General features: G+C 42.7%; 16 protein-coding genes. 13 read left to right on the top strand and 3 right to left on the bottom strand.

Annotated features, from left to right (window positions below; all coding sequences use genetic code 11):
- Nucleotides 1–3 precede the first annotated feature (3 nt).
- The 13 genes from flgL (at nt 4) to pseG (ending at nt 15,230) form a co-directional block, all read left to right on the top strand.
- Nucleotides 4–1,305, top strand: coding sequence for a flagellar hook-associated protein FlgL (flgL, locus tag OA79_RS10690; protein WP_063333232.1), 1,302 nt, complete (start codon nt 4–6; stop codon nt 1,303–1,305).
- A gap of 23 nt (nt 1,306–1,328) precedes the next feature.
- Nucleotides 1,329–2,870 carry an HD-GYP domain-containing protein gene (locus tag OA79_RS10685; protein ID WP_063333231.1) on the top strand — a complete coding sequence of 514 codons (1,542 nt, stop codon included), beginning with the start codon at nt 1,329–1,331 and terminating at the stop codon, nt 2,868–2,870.
- Nucleotides 2,871–3,705: 835 nt separating this feature from the next.
- Complete coding sequence (locus OA79_RS10675) at nt 3,706–4,590, top strand: flagellin N-terminal helical domain-containing protein (RefSeq protein ID WP_063333229.1); 885 nt, start codon at nt 3,706–3,708, stop codon at nt 4,588–4,590.
- Nucleotides 4,591–6,404: 1,814 nt separating this feature from the next.
- Nucleotides 6,405–6,593, top strand: coding sequence for a hypothetical protein (locus OA79_RS10670; RefSeq protein ID WP_156486254.1), 189 nt, complete (start codon nt 6,405–6,407; stop codon nt 6,591–6,593).
- Nucleotides 6,594–6,666: 73 nt separating this feature from the next.
- The gene (locus OA79_RS18550; RefSeq protein ID WP_269447832.1) at nt 6,667–6,798 is read left to right on the top strand and encodes a hypothetical protein; all 132 of its coding nucleotides are present in this window, start codon (nt 6,667–6,669) and stop codon (nt 6,796–6,798) included.
- Nucleotides 6,799–7,339: 541 nt separating this feature from the next.
- Complete coding sequence (locus OA79_RS10665; RefSeq protein ID WP_063333227.1) at nt 7,340–8,224, top strand: flagellin N-terminal helical domain-containing protein; 885 nt, start codon at nt 7,340–7,342, stop codon at nt 8,222–8,224.
- A gap of 68 nt (nt 8,225–8,292) precedes the next feature.
- Nucleotides 8,293–8,715 carry a flagellar protein FlaG gene (locus tag OA79_RS10660; RefSeq protein ID WP_063333226.1) on the top strand — a complete coding sequence of 141 codons (423 nt, stop codon included), beginning with the start codon at nt 8,293–8,295 and terminating at the stop codon, nt 8,713–8,715.
- 41 nt (nt 8,716–8,756) lie between these two features.
- Entirely contained in the window at nt 8,757–10,376 is a 1,620-nt protein-coding gene (gene fliD, locus OA79_RS10655) for a flagellar filament capping protein FliD (RefSeq protein WP_063333225.1), read from the top strand.
- Between the two features lie 40 nt (nt 10,377–10,416).
- On the top strand, nt 10,417–10,851 hold the full coding sequence (fliS, locus tag OA79_RS10650; RefSeq protein ID WP_063333224.1) for a flagellar export chaperone FliS: 435 nt from the start codon (nt 10,417–10,419) through the stop codon (nt 10,849–10,851).
- The gene (locus tag OA79_RS10645) at nt 10,852–11,145 is read left to right on the top strand and encodes a hypothetical protein (protein ID WP_063333223.1); all 294 of its coding nucleotides are present in this window, start codon (nt 10,852–10,854) and stop codon (nt 11,143–11,145) included.
- Nucleotides 11,135–13,243 (top strand): motility associated factor glycosyltransferase family protein, encoded by a 2,109-nt coding sequence (locus OA79_RS10640; RefSeq protein ID WP_063333222.1) that lies wholly within the window; start codon nt 11,135–11,137, stop codon nt 13,241–13,243. The genes OA79_RS10645 and OA79_RS10640 overlap by 11 nt, the downstream gene beginning before the upstream one ends.
- A gap of 2 nt (nt 13,244–13,245) precedes the next feature.
- On the top strand, nt 13,246–14,265 hold the full coding sequence (gene pseI, locus OA79_RS10635) for a pseudaminic acid synthase (protein WP_063333221.1): 1,020 nt from the start codon (nt 13,246–13,248) through the stop codon (nt 14,263–14,265).
- Nucleotides 14,262–15,230 (top strand): UDP-2,4-diacetamido-2,4,6-trideoxy-beta-L-altropyranose hydrolase, encoded by a 969-nt coding sequence (gene pseG, locus OA79_RS10630; protein WP_063333220.1) that lies wholly within the window; start codon nt 14,262–14,264, stop codon nt 15,228–15,230. Before pseI ends, pseG begins: the two co-directional genes overlap by 4 nt.
- On the opposite strand, the gene pseF is transcribed toward pseG, so the two are convergent.
- Genes pseF through pseB form a run of 3 tightly spaced genes read right to left on the bottom strand, consistent with a single transcriptional unit; the run spans nt 15,224 to nt 18,094 of the window.
- Entirely contained in the window at nt 15,224–15,928 is a 705-nt protein-coding gene (pseF, locus tag OA79_RS10625; protein ID WP_063333219.1) for a pseudaminic acid cytidylyltransferase, read from the bottom strand. The two genes, pseG and pseF, sit on opposite strands and share 7 nt — an antisense overlap.
- Nucleotides 15,928–17,109 carry a UDP-4-amino-4,6-dideoxy-N-acetyl-beta-L-altrosamine transaminase gene (gene pseC, locus OA79_RS10620; protein ID WP_063333218.1) on the bottom strand — a complete coding sequence of 394 codons (1,182 nt, stop codon included), beginning with the start codon at nt 17,107–17,109 and terminating at the stop codon, nt 15,928–15,930. The genes pseF and pseC overlap by 1 nt, the downstream gene beginning before the upstream one ends.
- Entirely contained in the window at nt 17,099–18,094 is a 996-nt protein-coding gene (pseB, locus tag OA79_RS10615; RefSeq protein WP_063333217.1) for a UDP-N-acetylglucosamine 4,6-dehydratase (inverting), read from the bottom strand. Before pseB ends, pseC begins: the two co-directional genes overlap by 11 nt.
- Between the last annotated feature and the right edge of the window lie 84 nt (nt 18,095–18,178).

Here is an 18,178-nt window from a genome sequence, read left to right as displayed (position 1 = left end):
TTTATGCGAGTAACGAATAATTTAATTTATGATCAATCCAGTCGTGCGATTGGTCAATCGAATGAAAAAATATTAAAGACGCAGGAAAAAATTTCAGCGCAAACTGATATCGTCAAACCGAGTGATAACCCAGTCGGTGCAAGCCAGATTTTAATGTATGGCGACAGTACAGATCGTCTGAAGATGTTTGATGAATCGATCAAGATGGCCAAGAGCAACTTGGAATATCAAGAAGTGGCTCTAGAAAGTCTAAATGGTTTTATGGATCGTGTAAGAACCTTATTCATTCAGGCTCAGAACGATATTAATACCCAAGAAGACATTGATGCCATTGTGCAGGAAATCTCTTTGATCAATGAGTCCATGGCGGAGTTGATGAACTCTCGCAGTGCGGATGGAAGTTATATCTTTGCGGGTACGGATACGTTGTCGCCTGCGTTTATTCAAGATACAGAAGGACGTTATCTATGGAACGGAAATGAGGGCCAAAAATACGCCCAAATTTCTGAAGATATGCGCGTGCCAGTGACCGATTCGGGTAAAAAACTTTTTCAAGATATTTGGACCAACCGCACATTTAGAACCGAGCTACTGACTGGCGATGTTTCATTGACGGCCAAAGTTCAGAGTCAGGGTGATTTCCAAGAATATATGGATGAATACTACGACCCAGAAGTACCATCTGTGAACGAGTATCAGCTGGTGACGTCGCCATTAGTGGATGATGGTAGCGAACCTGATTCGACTTTGACTCAGTCTGATAGTAAAGAAGATAGAGATCGTCGTCGAAGTTTTTTTGGTGAACCGGGGAATTACAGTATTACGAATAGCCAAGGCGACGTTGTGGCGTCAGGTTCTTACCGTGCCGGTAAACCCATTAACTTTAATGGTATGTCTTTCTTATTGCAGGGTAAGCCAGGCGCTTCTGTTGACTTTGCTTTGGTGCCGCCAAGACGTGATAATGTGTTGAATGAGATCAATAGAACACTTGATACTTTGAGTAATGAAGACTCGACATACCAGCAAAGAGAAGAAGCCTTTCTTAATGCCACTGCCAGTCTTAACAATGCTCAGCAAAAAATCGGTGAAGCTCGTTCATCTGTAGGGGCTAGACTGAATACATTGCAAGTTAGAGAAGAATTTAGTTCGGCAAATCAGTTATCCAACGCGGTGGCGCAAGATCGCATCGGTGGTTTGGACATGGCGGAAGCTGCGACCAATTTATCGATGAAAGAAGCAGCGTTGGACGCCTCTCAAAAAGTATTTACTCGCATCAGTAATTTATCACTGTTTAATAAAATGTAATTGTTTGAGGTATGGGTTAGGGGATGTCAGCATTTAACATAGAGTCTTGTTTTGGGGCTGATATCAACGTCGGATACTTTAATGTTGGTGAAATACTCGACATTATGGGTATTAAATCTCAAGTCATTAGCAGTAAACGCATTAAAAGCTTAATCGGCATGCATGGTCGTAATGATCGAATTGTTGGTATTGCTATGCGTCAGATCGCGTTAGACGTATTGCGTATTCCGTTAGATGAGGCTTTCCTGCCTTATGATCCCTATTTTGACGATGGTAAGCTTTTAAACAGCCGTCGTGAGCGTTTATACGATGCGCAAGAACGCTTTCTTATTTTGTGTATGTCTTTGGTCGCAGGCCGTTCTGTTCGCAGTTTGAAAAAATTACACCCTGGGTTAAGTACCAAAGAATTAAGGTCTAAGCATCCGCGAGGACAAAGCTTATTTCGTTACTTTCGCCAAGAGCTGAATGAGCACACACGAGAACAAGTGCTCTCTTACAAAGCCCGTATGAATAACAATATGGAAGGTGCGGATGGTGAGGCAAAGCTGACAGAGGAAATGGCGACCGAGCAAAAAGCCCGTGCCGCATTGTTGAAGAAAACACCTAAAGAGACGCGTTTTATTCCGACCCATTTTGACGATGAAGTCGCAACTGGGCTAAAAATTTTCCAAGATGGTCATGCGTTATTGGTCGCTCAAGTAGAACGATTTAAGCATGGCAAACAGCTGGATGTTGTTGAGCTTAAAAAATTCTGTCGACGTTTAATTGACTCGCACACACGTAACAATTTTGCAGTGATGGCGCTACGCCACATTAAAGACGCTGACACCTATTTAGAGCAGCATGCAATTGGTATGGCGGTATTGGGTATTCATTTTGCTAAAGCAATGAAGCTAGATAACGCTTATGTCGAGGTTATTTCACTTGGTGCTTTGTTATTCGATTTAGGACGTTTCCGTTTGCCATCTGCGATGGTCTCGAAGACCACCAAAATGACTGACAGTGAATTCGATTTGTTCCGAAAACACATTCAATTTGGAGAGCAAATTCTTCATAAGTGTGACGGCGTACCGAAAGCGGTTTATCAGATGCTGCTTGATCATCATGAGAAGATAGACGGTTCTGGATACCCCGCAGGTAAACAAGACCAAGAAATTTCTGTCTATGGCAAGATGGCGGCAATCATTGATGCCTACGATGCAATTACATCAGAGCAACCACATAAACCTTCCATTGGTCCCATTAAGGCATGTCAAAAGCTTGAGAAAGAAGCCGGCCTAGCATTCGACAAAGAGTTATTGACGGTCTTTCTCAGATGCATAGGTAAAGTACCTGTTGGGTCGTGTGTTGCCTTATCAAATGGACGTGTTGGTTTCGTGTTAACGTTAAATAAAGCGTTTCAGCCAAACTTGGTACGACAAGTTTACAGCATGACCAATAAGTCTTTCATTGAGGTCGCTGATATTGAATTAAATAAGTCAGCTAACCTAAAGTCTGATGTCATCATTGAAGGTGAAGTAGACCCTCAAAAATTTGGTTTGCAGTTTATTAATCACATCTCATAAAGCCATCTTGGTTGTCGTTATCCTTTGTCAATCAAGAGGGCATCTACTCGCTCATTAGCAGCCGCAAAGTTAGAGTCGTTTCCTCGTCTCTTTACTCAACACAAATACCTTATGATCAGCGGTAAGATTAGAATACCCTTTCTTCGATCGTGTCCTTTCTTCGATCGTGTCGTTTCTTGTATTTGAAAATGCACCTAACCCGTTTCTGGTTGTTGAATATTTAACCAGACTTATCTTGGGAGCGGATATTTTCTTTATGATTAGATTTGTTTTCAGCATCCACTTACTTTTATTAATGCCATGTATTTTTCATTTTTATTTGAAATGTCTTCGTATTGATTTTAACAATATTTGAATAATCTCAGATGCTTTAATTGATATTTAATTTTATTTGAATCCTTTATTTACTCTGTTTTTCTGTCCCATTTCGTTTAAAAAATATCAATCTTTGTTGTGAGTGGTTATGTTCCACCTTTTTAGTGTTGAATTTTTGATCATTTTCTTTCGTCGGAAAACGGTTTAGAGGATGGTGATTTGGGAAAAATAATGAAATATAGTGTTTTTATATGTTATTGATTTAATTGAATTTTTTGTTGGTTTTGGTATTTTTTATAAAAAAAACGCTAAAATTTTTTAAAGTTCTTTTCTCCTAGTTCGATAACTCAAGTATCGCCAAATTTGAGCACAATAAAAAAATCAATAAGGCCAAATAAAAGCGAAAAAAAAATTAAAGATACACATCGAAATGTCGATAACTTTAATAAGAGACAAAAACCAAATAATCAATTAAATCAAAAGGTTGTCTCGTTAAAAATACATCTTAGGAGAGATTAAAATGGCTTTATACGTAAACACAAATGTGTCCTCGCTGAATGCTCAGCGATTACTAGCAAACTCAAGTCGTGACCTTGATACATCGTTCCAACGTTTGTCATCTGGTCGTCGAATCAACAGTGCAGCCGATGATGCGGCTGGTCTACAAATTTCGGATCGTTTGACTTCTCAGATTAATGGTTTGAACCAGTCTGTACGAAATGCAAACGATGGTATTTCTTTGGCTCAGACAGCCGAAGGGGCCTTGGACGAAACCACTAGTATGCTACAGCGTATGCGTACTTTGTCCATTCAGGCAGCAAACGGTTCTAACTCAGACCGAGATCGTGTGGCACTACAACAAGAAATGTCGCAGCTTTCGGAAGAGATTAACCGAATCGCAGCAACCACAACCTTTGGTGGTGCGAATTTATTAGATGGTACTTATCAGGGGATTTTCCAGGTCGGTGCCGATGCAAACCAAACAATCAGTTTTACTATGGAATTTGGTGGTGCGAATAACTCTATCGACTACCAAGCCAATAATGGTTTTACCATGTCAGGTCTATCCAATCAGGCATCTTCTCAGGTAGGTGTTACAACGGCATCTGTCTCTAGTATTGTCAACGCGCAAAGTATGATCGCGATTATTGACTCTATGATTTCGGCGGTAGACTTTAAGCGAGCTGAGCTGGGTGCGGTACAAAACCGATTTAGTTCAACCATTACAAACTTGAGTAACATTTCTGAGAACGTATCGGCTGCCCGTGCACGTGTTCGTGATGCCGACTTTGCTGAGGAGACAGCAAACTTGACCAGCACTCAGATTTTGCAGCAAGCAAGTAGTACGATTTTGGCTCAGGCAAATCAACGTCCTCAAACAGCATTGTCACTTTTAGGTAACTAAAAATAGCAATGACAATTTAAAGATATGAGTTAAGTAGCAGTAGATAGCTACGTTAACTAAAGGTTCGAGAACTGTCTCGGAATATAGGCTACTTCTCTCTCCTAGAGGTGCCTTTTATGCCGGGTGATTTTTCACCCGGCTTTTTTTTGCCCAAATTTTGGAGCAATTAGGAGATGCGATACCGCGAAATCAATTGCAAAGGAGGGGATATGGATCTATTAGGCTAATGCCATAGTTCGCTTGCTGACTGAGTTCAGGGATTTAGGTTCAGTGTCACTAGGAAAATTATGAGATTAGTTTAGAAAAGCAAAAGCAAAAGCACTAGAGCAAGTCTTCTTTAAAGACGTCGGCTACCAAGTAAGTGGTGACAAAGAGTCGAGTTCGATTTCAGTATTTTGAAACGCTTTCGCTCCTAAATAAAGGAGCAGTAATAAAAAATACTCACAGGGTAAATCGCTCTTCACGAAGTTGGTATTGAAAAAGAATGACGATAAGTGGTCGCACTGCACTTTATAGAAAGATCTGGCGTGTCCCTAAAACGATGATCAAGTTAGGTCATTAACGTGTTGTTAAGGGATCGATTGTGGAGTGGTTCGTTTTTAAGTGTGTTGAAATCTAGTACTTTTGCTTAAAGGAAAGAGTCAATTCAAAGGGGTTAATCTCTCTTTTGTGACCTTGGTGATTATTGATACCGTCAGGGCCTTTTTGTTAGAGCGATTACCAAGTTAATAAGGGTGAAAAATAAGATTTTAGAGCGTTTCTACTGAATTTTTTGGCTCTTGGTTTTATTTTACTAGGATGAAGCAGATGGAAAATTGGCTATGAAACTGATGATGTTTTGTGGTGATTTTGGTCTATGAATTCTGAGGTTTCAGTGCTGTGAGTTAAGACTAATGTTTGCTCTTCTTACACACAAAGATGTCATTGATGGGTTGGCTGTTTATCGGCCGAATCATCAGAACGAGAGCTAGTTTCGAGGGTTTGAAAATGAGTGTTTCAGGTTTAGTGACATGGTTTTAGAAGGAATGAATGAAGATCAGCACGGCCTGTATACCTGGTATTAGATTAAATCCTGTTGTTAGGGGTTATCGTCACGAGAACCGCTTGAGTTGCTGTTTTTTGAGCATCATACGTAACAAGTTGGCTTTGGCGAGAGAATAAATGGATACAGATTTACTGTTATAGGGCCTCTTTGAAGAGAGGCGATTTGAGATTCAATGGTATTTGACCCGTCTAAATAGTTGGTTTTTGCCTTGTTGGTTTAATGGATTCGAGAAGAACGAAGGTGAGTGTATAGAAAGGTTTTAACAGAATGCACGCTCGAAAAGAGTGAAAAATACTGATGTTGCAGTGCGCAAAAAGGCGGCCTTATTTGGCTTGGGCCTTATCAAGTGACAGGCGAGCTTTTGGAGACATACATAATTCGTCTCGATGGCCTTGATGTTTGTTACTGGTCGCTGCTCTGGGGAGACGATTATGGTGTATAGATACGCTAGGGAATTGTTTTATCTAGAGTTTTGTCTCTCATATAGCGCTTCGATGAACGTTGACTCTGCATTGGAGATAAGTGTTTAGACACTGTTTATGCAAGTGCTGAAATCATTCGGTAGGGTAGTTTTTTGCCCAAATGCTAGGCGCATTGTCGCTAGGATGATTGGTCCAATCAGCAGGCTCAGTATATCTGACTGCTTAGGACAAGGCGACCCTAAATACATGTCCTGAAAATCATGGTTTCAGTATCAAACTGACTTAGCTGACTTTTGATAAAGCATGGTTTCACGAAACAGGGTCTTGCGCGAAGGTGAAAGTTGATTGTGTGCATTTTTCATCTGCAAGAGCGTGCTGACGTACAGGATTTAGAGACTCGATACTGGGGCTTTGTCGTGATCATTGGCGTTCGTGATGTATTGGAGCCAACCGTTAGAGAGCTGATGTTACGAGGCTTTTTTGATTGGTTGCACCCAAATCAGCGGTCTTTTAGGTGTTGGTCTAATGCAATGTGAACGGTAAAAGAATGGTGCATAAGTGACATCGGCAATAGTGCGTTACATAGCACTGAGGTCTTGAGGGCATGATGTGTCCTCTGACATAGCCAAGGTTGCTACTCATTATGGTCATAGTGGTCTTGTGCCATTAAAAATTTTTGCCCATTTGCAAGGTGTTCGTCTAGTGATGATGGCAGAGCGTTTTTGGCTTCCATTTTCATAACGCTCTTTAAAAGCGCTCTTTAATAGCCGTGATGAGTAAATAATACGATTTGATAAATGGAAGTCGGGAAATGTCGTTTTTTCTTACTTTCTTAAATGGTTTTTTGTCTCTTTAAGTGTGGCGGAAGTGCGTCAGGATGAAGGCAGTCTGTTGCCGTTTTTAGTGGGTGATAAATTGCCATTAGGTGTGGCGTCTTTTTGCCTTGGATGGCGTTAATTTGTCAAAACAAAAGATCTGCTATGCGAGTGAAACGGAGTTTCTTTTCGTGAGGCGTTTTAAAGTGTGCACAGATGTGCATTTTTTAGGCTTTTATGCCCGCTAAATAGAGAAAAAAGGAAATTTCAGATAAAAAATTCAATTTTTTTGTTGTTTTATTAAATTTAATTAAAACAATTAGTTAGGCATATTTTTGCCGCTCTATAGGAGTTTTTTTTCCTTGTTGAGGAAAAAAAATTCCGAAATTGACTAAAGGTTTTCAAAACCTTGTCGAAAACCTTATACGATCTGCTTTTGGCAGGACTTAAAAACCTAGGAGGCTATGATGGCTCTTTACGTAAATACGAATACTTCATCTCTAAGCGCACAGCGTCAGTTGATGAGCTCTAGTAAATCTTTGGATACGTCTTTCCAGCGTTTGTCTTCTGGTTTACGTATCAACAGCGCAGCGGACGATGCGGCAGGTCTATTGGTTTCTAACCGTTTAACTTCTCAGGTTAATGGTCTAAACCAGTCTGTACGTAACGCAAACGACGGTATTTCGCTTTCACAAACGGCGGAAGGCGCATTGGACGAAACAACAAACATGTTGCAACGTATGCGTACTTTGTCTATCCAGGCAGCGAACGGCTCTAACTCTGACAAAGACCGTGCCGCGCTTCAGCAAGAAGTGACTCAGTTGTCTACAGAGATTAACCGTATTGCTTCTGACACCACTTTTGGTGGCGAGAACTTGCTAGACGGTTCTTACGAAGGTGTATTCCAAGTAGGTGCGGATTCTAATCAAACCATCAGTTTCACCCTTACTTCTGGTGGTATCACTAACTCGATTGATTTTGCTGGTAATGGTGGTTTCACTATGTCTGGTTTGTCGAGCAGTGCTGCAACAGCGCAGGTGAGCCAATCTACAGCGTCTGTTTCTTCTGTTGCGAATGCGCAGAGCATGATCGATGTTCTTGATACTATGATTGCGGCAGTTGACTCTAAGCGTGCTGACTTGGGTGCGATCCAAAACCGTTTTGGTTCTACCATCAGTAACTTGAGTAACATCTCCGAAAACGTTGCGGCTGCACGTTCACGTGTTCGTGATGCTGACTTCGCTGAAGAAACTGCGAAATTGACGAGTTCACAAATTTTGCAACAAGCGAGTTCTTCTATTCTTGCTCAAGCTAACCAACGTCCACAAACTGCATTGTCTCTATTGGGTTAATCAGCTTGTGATAGCGAAAAGCTGGGGCAATTACGCTCCGGCTTTTGTCTATTTGGAGGAATTCTGATATGTCCATCAATGCCAGTGATTTTTCTAAGCAGAGTGCTAGTTATTCTCTTCGTTCTGAACAGCGTGCGTCAGAGGATTTTGCGGCATTGCGTCAAGCCAATGCTAAAGTCGTTCAAAATACCGCCGATACCAGCAGAACGGGTCAGAATAATAATGGCTCTAATGTCTATTCTTCGCAACAGAGGGTAGAACCACCTGATATTGAAGTAATGAATAAAAAATTATCTCAATTGAATGTGCATTTGACCTTTGAAATGTCGGAAGATAGGGATCACAATATTGTAAAAGTACTTGATCAGGCAACAGGTGATGTTGTTCGCCAAATTCCCACCGAGGAGTTTCTCAAAATGTCTGATCGAATTGATGCTATTATGAGTCAACTCAGCGATATCAAGGGAACCTTGGTAAACAGTGAGGTTTGATAAATAACAGTCGATAAAGCGAAGCGTTGGGAGAAGAAGTTATGTCTGTAGGCTCATTAGGTGCCGGATCTGGTATGGATCTAGAGTCCCTTGTCAAAAAGATGGTGAGTGCTCAGCGAGACGCAAAGGTTAAGCTTTATCAGGACAAACTAAATGGATATGAAGCAGAGCTATCAGCATTAGGTAAGGTCGGATCCGCCATTGATAGCTTTAAGTCCTCTGTCGACACCTTAAATGATGAAACACTTTTTACTGGGCGAGATGCTAAAATCGCTCAAGCCGAAGGCGAAGAGGTCATGTCTATTTCCACAGACAATACCGCTTCGAATGGCTCTTATGCTATAGACATTAATCAACTGGCTAAAGGCAGCCGTGTGATGTCTGCACCAGGCCTGTTTTCTTCCGCAGATGATGTTATCACTCAAAAAGATGCTGATCTGACCTTTCAAGCCGGCGACAATGAATTTACTATCAATGTCAAAGCTGGAACCACTCTTTCCGAATTACGTAATCAAATTAATACCTCAGAAGATAATTTTGGTGTCTCAGCCAATTTGGTTGATGATGGCAATGGCAATCTTTTCTTTACCGCCACCTCAGCGATTGAAGGTTCAGGAAATTCATTAAAGATTATCAATTCCTCGCCGATAACCAATGAAGCAGAGACATTAAATGAAGATTCCTCAGAGGAAGTCGTTGCTGACGACATTGAAGAGCCTGAGGGAATTGCTGAAGCAGAAGTCGATGAACTTGATTTGCCAGGTGATGATGTTGACTTCGCAAATGATGGTCCAATACCAGAAGATGAGGTTGAAGAAGAATCCGTCGACACGTCCGCTGATGAAATAGCAGATCCTTCTGTTGATAGCGATCTTGGTCAAGACAGTGCTGATGGTGTTAATACAGGATTAACGTTAGATAGCATCTCAACCGAAGGTGTGTTTGCTGGACTGTATACGCCACTTGGAGATGAAGCGCGAGACGCTGTGATTACGGTTGATGGCATTCAGATTCGAAACAGTAGTAATACGTTTGATGAGGCGGTTGCTGGTCTATCAATTGAAGCACTGGATTTGACTGATAAAACCACACGAGTGGACATCAGTTACGATCAGAAAACAGTGAAAGAAGCGATTGATGAGTTTATTTCGTCCTATAATGAATTGTTAGATTTATTTCAGGCCAGCACGGACAAAGGTGCGGTTCTGAATGGCAACAGTATGATTCGTAATTTGCAATCATCTTTGTCGACACAGTTAATGAGCAGTCATGGTAAAACCACGGGGACTTTTACCTCTATTTTTGACCTTGGGGTTAAAATGGATAATAACGGTCGCTTAAGTTTGAACTCGACCAAGTTTAATAGTGCTATGGATCGAGGCTTTAGTGAAATTGCTCCCTTGATTGCTGGAGACGATGGGCTCGCGACATCCCTTGAAAATTTGTTAGATAATTACACCGGTTCTGGTGGAATGACAAATACCTTGAAGGATTCAGTACGTGATTCAATCGATAATACTGAAGAAACGTTAGAAGCCTACGAAGATCGTATGGCGCGTTACGAAGAATCACTTCGTGACAAGTTTACAGGGTTGGATTCTCGTCTTGCGAATATGAATGCGCAAGGTGGATATTTAAATTCTGTGTTAGCAAAAATGTAAAAACGTTTTAACTAGAATACTCAAATTAATGGGGTTGTGTATGTACAAGAGTAAAGGGATCCAAGCCTATAGAAAGGACTCTCTCAAGTCCGATTTGGCATCGGCTGACCCTCATCGCGTCATTCAGCTCTTAATGCAGGGTGCATTGGAAAAGCTGGCTCTAGGTAAGGGGTGTATCGAACGCTCGGACTTGGAAGGCAAAGCTGATGCGTTGACACGTGCCGTTGAGATCATTAACGCCTTGCGTGATGCGCTTGATCGAGAAGCGAATCCAGAACTAGTCGATAACTTAGAGTCTTTATACGAATACATGACCGTCCGTATTACGGAAGCCAGTGTCAGCAAAGACATTACTATCATTGATCAGGTAATGAATCTGCTGTTGCAAATTAAAGGGGCTTGGGATCAAATTACACCAGCCGACAAACAGGCCGCATACGAAGGGCAGTCTGAAGTACGCATGGGAGCAGTCTAAGTGCTAGACACCACTCGTCTGATAGAGCTGAGTGAAGCATTAGAGCGCAGCGTTCTTGAAAAAGACGTAGAGAACATACAGAGATTGTGTGACGAAAATGACGAGTTTATTCGGTCCATTCAGCCAGTCTCTGATGATCAACTAAAAGAGCAGATTAAAACATTTATTTTAATACACCGTTCAGCGATTCTGTTTATAAAAGACGTTCATGCTGAAATGCAGAAACAGCTCTATCAAACCAACAAAAGTCGCAAAGGTGTCAGTCAGTATAAAGGCGTAAAAAATGCAAAATGAGGATCAATTCACCTCTCTTGAACAAGCGGAAGCGTTCGCTAATATGTTTCAAAGAGGTGCTGAACGCCTCAGAGAAAATGACCAAGCGCTAACCGATCGATACCTTAAAAACATGACCCTCTTTGCAGAGGTTATGCCACATATCTTTGAATCCTTTCAACAGTATCAGCCAACAAAACGCCATATTTATATGGAAGAAAGCGGCGAATTAAACCTTTATCGTGATGATGTTGGTGTGCCTCTTTTTTCCACTACGCCTAGAGTTCAAGCAGAGCAAAAAGTCGCTCGTGAACTGAAGCGGCCAAACAAAACTTTGCTGAATTTAGAGCGTACGGAAAATCATCCGAGTCGACATGTGCACTACAGTAATAAAATGTTGGACCAAATAGCATTGCAGTCAGAGGGCTTAGAGTCACAAAGTGCTTGGCCTGAATTTGTTGGCTCAACGATTTTGTTTGGGGTGGAATTTGGTTATCAACTTGAATGTCTTCTTGCTCAAAGATCCATTAAACATTTGTATCTTTATGAAGAGGACTTGGATTTATTTTATTACTCTTTGTTCGCGATCGATTGGCATAATATTCTCGACACATACAACCGTGATGGTCGGACGATCCATTTCTTTTTAGGTGTGAGTCCTGAAGAGTTTACTGAAAAATACCTGCGTCAATTGGAAGAAAATGGCTACTTTATGGCCCCAGAGACCTATTTATATGTCTCTTATACCAGTCCAGAAAATGATCAGGCGATTACTTACTTCAAAAAGCAGTATGCTCGTCAGGTGATGGGGTGGGGATTCTTTGATGATGCTTTGATTGGCATTGCTCAGGGGCTTCGTTCTCTGCCAAAGACCAAGGTGGCGCATTTTCAAGGTCGAGAAAATTTGCCGAAATGGCTCATTAATACCCCTGTTTTTATCCTAGGTAACGGACCTTCGTTAGACCAAGGGATTGAATTGGTAAAAGACGTTCGGGATCAAGTGCTGGTTGTTTGTTGTGGGTCGACCATCAATACGCTTAAGAAATTAGGAGTAACGCCGGACATTCATGTGGACATTGAGCGGCTGAAGCAAACCGTTGATAAATTCCTGTTTTTAGATCAAGACTATTTGGACAAAATTTGGGGCTTATCCGTTGACGTCATGCACCCAGGATTATTTGATTGTTTCAAACGCTCAGGTATGGGGTTAAAACCCGGTGAGGCGATTACGTCATTGATACTGAATCAAGCTAGGACACATGGTGATGATAAAGAGTACGTGCAATTAAATTACTGTAACCCAGTGGTGGCCAATCTGGCCTTGTCCTACGTGCACTTGTTTGGTTTTAACAATGTTTATTTCCTTGGCGTAGATAACGGTTTTAAAGACAAAACCAGTCATCATTCTGTACACAGCGGTTATTATAAAGACGGTAAAGAATCGGGATTCCAAACCTTTGAAGAAGCGAAACTGGTCGAGCGCGAAGGAAACTTCGGTGGCACAATATACGCAACGGGTATGATGGATACGTCACGGGTTCAGCTGGAATCCTTAATACGTCAACTTAATCAACGACGTAATTTTGCCAGTTTTAATTTGTCCGATGGCGCTAAAATCGAAGGGGTAACCCCATTATCACTCGATGATCTGTTGATCATGGATCCGCAAGTGGACCATGCGAAAGCCATTGATATTTTGGAAGCCACTTTTTTCACTGAGCCTCCTGAATGCTTACTGAATCAATCTGCCGAAGCTTTAATATCGGTTGAAGACTTTTGTAAGGTGAGTCAACAATTGCAACAAGGTTGGGATGATACCATTACGACTCGTGAGCAAGTGTGTGATTTGTTGTGGTCGCATCATCGAAATATCTACTTTTTAAAAGGCAGTGTGCACCGCCATATTTATGATTTATTGATTGGTTCTTTTACTTACTCTGCGTTTTTAATCGTGCAATTTATCTTCAAGTATGAGGATGAAGAGGAAGCGGTGAAACGTGCTCGTCATCTGTTTGAGCCTTGGTGTGAATTTTTGCAAGAGATGCCAAGCATGCTGCAACAAGCATCCGAATACGTGGACCAGGGTAACGATCACCTTATTACTTATTACAATGGCTAATTATGTTTGAATCTTCTCCTTTTATTATTGCTGAATTGTCTGGCAACCATGACCAAGATTTTGAATTAGCAAAAGCCATGATTTACGCGGCGGCTGAGGCTGGTGTGGATGCTATTAAGTTGCAAACTTATACCGCTGATACCATGACGTTGGATGTACGTGAAGGTGAGTTTATGGTGTCAGAAAGCGACAGTCTTTGGAAAGGCAATAATTTGTACGATTTATATGCCAAAGCCTCGACGCCTTGGGAATGGCATCAGCCTTTGTTTGAGTTGGCAGAGTCATTGGGTTTGGTGGCATTCAGTTCACCATTCGATCTGACCGCAGTGGCGTTTTTAGAAACCCTCGACGTGCCTTTGTATAAGATTGCTTCCTTTGAAATGACAGACATTCCCTTGATTGAAGCGGTCGCAAAAACGGGCAAGCCTATCATTATGTCGACGGGAATGGCGACCAAAGAAGAAATTGATGAAGCGGTCGCGACCATTCGAGCCATTGGCGATAATCCACTAACCTTGCTTAAATGCACCAGTACTTATCCTGCTAAAATTGCGGACTCAAATTTGCTCACCATGGCGGATTTAGCGTCGCATACTGGCTGTTCTGTGGGTTTATCCGATCATACTAAAGGGCTTGGCGCCGCGGTTGCTGCCACAGCATTAGGAGCCACTGTGATTGAAAAACACTTTGTTCTTGATCGCAGTGCTGGTGGTGTCGATGCAGGATTTTCTATGGAACCAGTGGAAATGAAAGCCATGGTTGAGGCGTGTCGCGATGCTCATGCCTCATTGGGTAAAGTAACCTATGGTGGTTCTGAAGCAGAGCAGGCGGCGAAGAAATACCGCCGTTCCATTTACCTAACAAAAGATTTGCCCGCCGGTACTCAATTAACGGAAGAACACCTGAAAATCATCCGTCCAGCTTTCGGTTTGGCACCAAAACACTGGTCTGAAGTATTGGGTAAAACCTTGTCAGTTGATGTGCAAAAGGGCCAGCCATTGGCGTGGGATTTATTGGGATGAGGGTGTTGGTGCGTGCCGATGCTTCTGTGCAAATAGGCATGGGCCATAGAGTACGATGCCAGGCTTTGGTCTCGGCATTTGAAAAACAAGGTTGGCAATGTCAATTTGTGGTTCAACGGCAATGTGAAGCCTTTGCGAATGAAGCCGACCAGATCATTGATCATGAGTCGGTTTTTTTTACAATGGCAGAGCAAGCGGACTTGGTGATTCTTGATCACTATGCTTATCAAGCCCAAGACATTATCGAACTTTTTCAGCATCAACCTAATTTGTTGGTGTTAGACGATATGAATGACAGAGGTGCTTTCCCTGCTAAGTGGCTGTTGAATCCCCTGCAAGAAGACTATTCAACACAAATTCAATGGCCATTAATTGGCAGTCACTATGCTTTGTTACGAGATGAATTTCGTCATGCTGTAAAAAGCCCATTAGCTGACAAGTTGCTCATTACTATGGGGGGGACGGATCCATTAGGCTTGACCTTACCAATTTTGGCGCGTCTGATGGCGGCAGGCTTTGTATCAAAAAACCTTGTCGTGCTAATGGGCGAAAATGCCAAACAGGCTGAGCAAGTAGCGCAATTTTGTGCACATCATGAGATCGCGTTTCATCAAGGATTGAGGGAAGTCAGTGCAGTAATGAGGGAGGCTAAATTGGCTATCTCGGCGGCGGGCAGTACCTTATACGAATTAGCTTGTCTTGGCGTGCCGGCTATTTTTGCACAAATCGCGGACAATCAAACTCGCTCATTAGAGCAGCATTTGCCTTTAAATTGGTGTCGATCCATTCGATTTGATCATCTTTCTGAAGATCAGAGGAATACCAGGCTTAATCGACTCGTGGCGTTGTCCTTAGAGGCTTGGGATAACGTTGATTGGCTTGAACAGGCCAGTTTGACGGCTCAACACTTGGTTGATGGCCAAGGTGCTGAGCGTGTGGTAGCAGAAGTTATGCGTCACTACTGAGTTGAACGTTTTTGCAATGCCATCAACTGTGTGAGACGCAGCCAATCTTCTTCTGTGTCTAGATCCTGAATTCGATGTCTTGGTAATAACAAGGGTTTGGAACTGGGGCCAAAAATCTCACGATTAAACCAGTCATCTGGGCGAGCCCAATAAAACTGCCCCGCATCATGAATCGCTTCGACCAAATCTTGTGAGCGCTTACCAATGTGTTCTGGGAACATAGGCGCTAACTCACCATCTTCGGTAGTGTGCAATGCTCGTAGAATGGGGAAATCAAAGGTGGTAGCAGAGAAACTAAAACCTTCTTGGGGCAGTAACTCTAAGCCAGCTTGTAAATCTTCTTTGGTTAATAAAGGACAGGTTGCGTAAATTAGGCAGGCAACATCTGGTGTTTTTCCTTCCGTACTTAAAAAGCTTAGCGCGTGCTGCATCACTGGGGTGGTTCCCGTGGTGTGATCAGACAGTTCTACAGGGCGTTTAAATGGGGTTTCTGCGCCAAAATAACGAGCAATTTCTGCAATATCGTCGTCATCTGTTGACACAATAACGCGATCAAATAGAGTGGATTTGAGTGCCGCTTCGATGGAATAGGCAATCAAGGGCTTACCATTGAGTAAACGAATGTTTTTGCGGCTGATGCGTTGAGAGCCGCCGCGAGCAGGGATGACGGCGACACGATAAGATGTATTGTCCAACATTAGTTGATCACTCCATGGTCTTGTAATGCTTGTGTTAGGGTCCCAATTACCTTGTCTTGCTGTGCCTGAGTTAAATCATAATACAAGGGCAAACTTAAGGTCCGTTGATAGTAATCTTCCGCCTTAGGGAAATCGCCCCAGGTAAACCCGAGTGCTTGATAATAAGGTTGTGTGTGCACGGGAATGTAATGAACCTGAGTACCAATACCTGCGAGCCTTAAGGCATCAAAAATGGCTTTTCTTGAATGTTGATGCTCTTTAGGAAGCAGTATTGGGAATAGGTGCCGTGCTGAATGGGTGTCGATATGTTGTTGAGGCAGCGTAATAGGTAAGTGTTTTAACCTGTCTGAATAATATTCAGACTGAGCATGACGTTGTGCAATAAAGTCGTCTAACTTGGTTAACTGAGACAGGCCTAATGCGGCTTGTAACTCGGTCATACGATAGTTATAGCCCAAGCTGTGTTGTTCGTAATACCAATCGCCAGGAGACTGGCTTAATGCTTCAGGGTCTTTGGTTGTGCCTTGTTGTGCATGAGTTCGCATGTGATTGGCGTGTTCTGGAGAATTCGTCGTGGCCATGCCGCCTTCACCAGTGGTGATGATTTTGACCGGGTGGAAGCTGAACACACAAATATCACTGTAGCGACAGTCGCCGATCGGCTTGCCTTGATATTGTCCACCAATGGCATGAGACGCATCTTCAATAATCTGAAAACCATATTCTAAACTGAGTTGATGAATGGCCTTCATATCACAGGATTGACCAGCAAAATGCACAGGGATAACCACTTTAGGTAAACGATTATTAAGCTTAGCTTGTGCTAATTTCTGGGCTAATGCGTGAGAACAAAGGTTGTATGTCTTAGGATCTATATCGACAAAGTCTACCTTAGCAGAACAATAGCGAGCACAATTGGCGGAAGCAATAAAGGTATTGGGAGACGTCCATACCCAATCACCTTGCTGGACACCTAACGCAAGACAGGCCAAATGTAAGGCGGAAGTAGCACTGTTTGCCGCTACCGCATGTTGTGCATTGACTTGGGACGCTAGCGCTTTCTCGAATGCTGTCACCTTAGGACCTTGAGTAAGGTAAGACGATGTTAGTACTTCTGTCACAGCATCGATATCGGCTTGATCTATGGCCTGGCGACCATAAGGAATGAACTCAGTGGCCATCGTCAAACGCCAAAATCTCTTTCACACTTAAAAAGTGAGGATTACTACCAGATTGATACTCGTACCCAGCGGCGACTAAATGGCCATTTTCTCCCAATTTATTCAAACCGAAATTCATGTCCTCCTGATGAAACTTGATGTTTGGTGCAATGACGTAATGATCATCGAATTCGAATGTGTGGAAAGAGTCGTCAGCCGGGCACATCACTTCATGAAGTTTTTCACCCGGGCGAATGCCAATTTCTTTGGTTGGCAAATTAGGGGCATAGGCTGCCGCGAGATCCATGATTTGTACGGATGGAATTTTCGGAATGAAGATTTCACCACCTTGCATGCGCTGAAAGTTTTTTAGTACAAAATCGACGCCCATGGGCAAGGTGATCCAAAAACGTGTCATTTCTGGGTGAGTAATGGGAATCGCATCCGCTCCGTCGGCAACCAGCTTTTGGAAGAAAGGCACCACCGAACCGCGAGAACCAACGACATTGCCATAGCGAACGACGGAAAAGCGAGTTCGTCCTTGTCCCACCATGTTGTTAGCGGCAACAAAGAGTTTATCCGAAGCCAACTTGGTCGCACCGTACAGGTTAATCGGTGCGGCGGCTTTGTCTGTGGATAAGGCAATGACTTTCTCGACATCGTTGGCGATGGCCGCGGCGATGACATTTTCAGCACCATGGATATTGGTTTTAATGCATTCCATCGGGTTGTATTCGGCCGCGGGAACTTGTTTTAAGGCTGCTGCATGGATCACAAAATCGACATCGCGCATGGCTTGGGTCATACGGTCTTTATCACGTACATCGCCAATAAAATAACGCATACAAGGCGCATCAAAATCTTGTTGCATCTCATATTGCTTGAGCTCATCGCGAGAGTAAATAACCAGTCGCTTGGGTTGGTAATTGGCTAAAAGAGTTTTGACATACTGGCGGCCAAAAGAACCTGTGCCGCCAGTAATAAGAATACTTTTGTTATTAAACATGAATGAATACCAAGCCAATTGAATAAATGAATCGTTCACATAAACGCGCAGAGCACGATTATAAGGACGGTCTATTTGTATCGG

It is taken from the genome of Marinomonas sp. TW1 (genome assembly GCF_001625355.1).
Classification (GTDB): Bacteria; Pseudomonadota; Gammaproteobacteria; order Pseudomonadales; family Marinomonadaceae; genus Marinomonas.
Note: the sequence above shows the minus strand (reverse complement) of the source record. Positions and strands in the feature narration are given on the sequence as shown.

Bases quoted from the DNA above. Each gene is read 5' to 3' on its own strand.
- flgL (WP_063333232.1), top strand. From the start codon at position 4: ATGCGAGTAACGAATAATTTAATTTATGATCAATCCAGTCGTGCGATT.
- OA79_RS10685 (WP_063333231.1), top strand. From the start codon at position 1,329: ATGTCAGCATTTAACATAGAGTCTTGTTTTGGGGCTGATATCAACGTC.
- OA79_RS10675 (WP_063333229.1), top strand. From the start codon at position 3,706: ATGGCTTTATACGTAAACACAAATGTGTCCTCGCTGAATGCTCAGCGA.
- OA79_RS10665 (WP_063333227.1), top strand. From the start codon at position 7,340: ATGGCTCTTTACGTAAATACGAATACTTCATCTCTAAGCGCACAGCGT.
- OA79_RS10660 (WP_063333226.1), top strand. From the start codon at position 8,293: ATGTCCATCAATGCCAGTGATTTTTCTAAGCAGAGTGCTAGTTATTCT.
- fliD (WP_063333225.1), top strand. From the start codon at position 8,757: ATGTCTGTAGGCTCATTAGGTGCCGGATCTGGTATGGATCTAGAGTCC.
- fliS (WP_063333224.1), top strand. From the start codon at position 10,417: ATGTACAAGAGTAAAGGGATCCAAGCCTATAGAAAGGACTCTCTCAAG.
- OA79_RS10640 (WP_063333222.1), top strand. From the start codon at position 11,135: ATGCAAAATGAGGATCAATTCACCTCTCTTGAACAAGCGGAAGCGTTC.
- pseI (WP_063333221.1), top strand. From the start codon at position 13,246: ATGTTTGAATCTTCTCCTTTTATTATTGCTGAATTGTCTGGCAACCAT.
- pseG (WP_063333220.1), top strand. From the start codon at position 14,262: ATGAGGGTGTTGGTGCGTGCCGATGCTTCTGTGCAAATAGGCATGGGC.
- pseF (WP_063333219.1), bottom strand. From the start codon at position 15,928: ATGTTGGACAATACATCTTATCGTGTCGCCGTCATCCCTGCTCGCGGC.
- pseC (WP_063333218.1), bottom strand. From the start codon at position 17,109: ATGGCCACTGAGTTCATTCCTTATGGTCGCCAGGCCATAGATCAAGCC.
- pseB (WP_063333217.1), bottom strand. From the start codon at position 18,094: ATGTTTAATAACAAAAGTATTCTTATTACTGGCGGCACAGGTTCTTTT.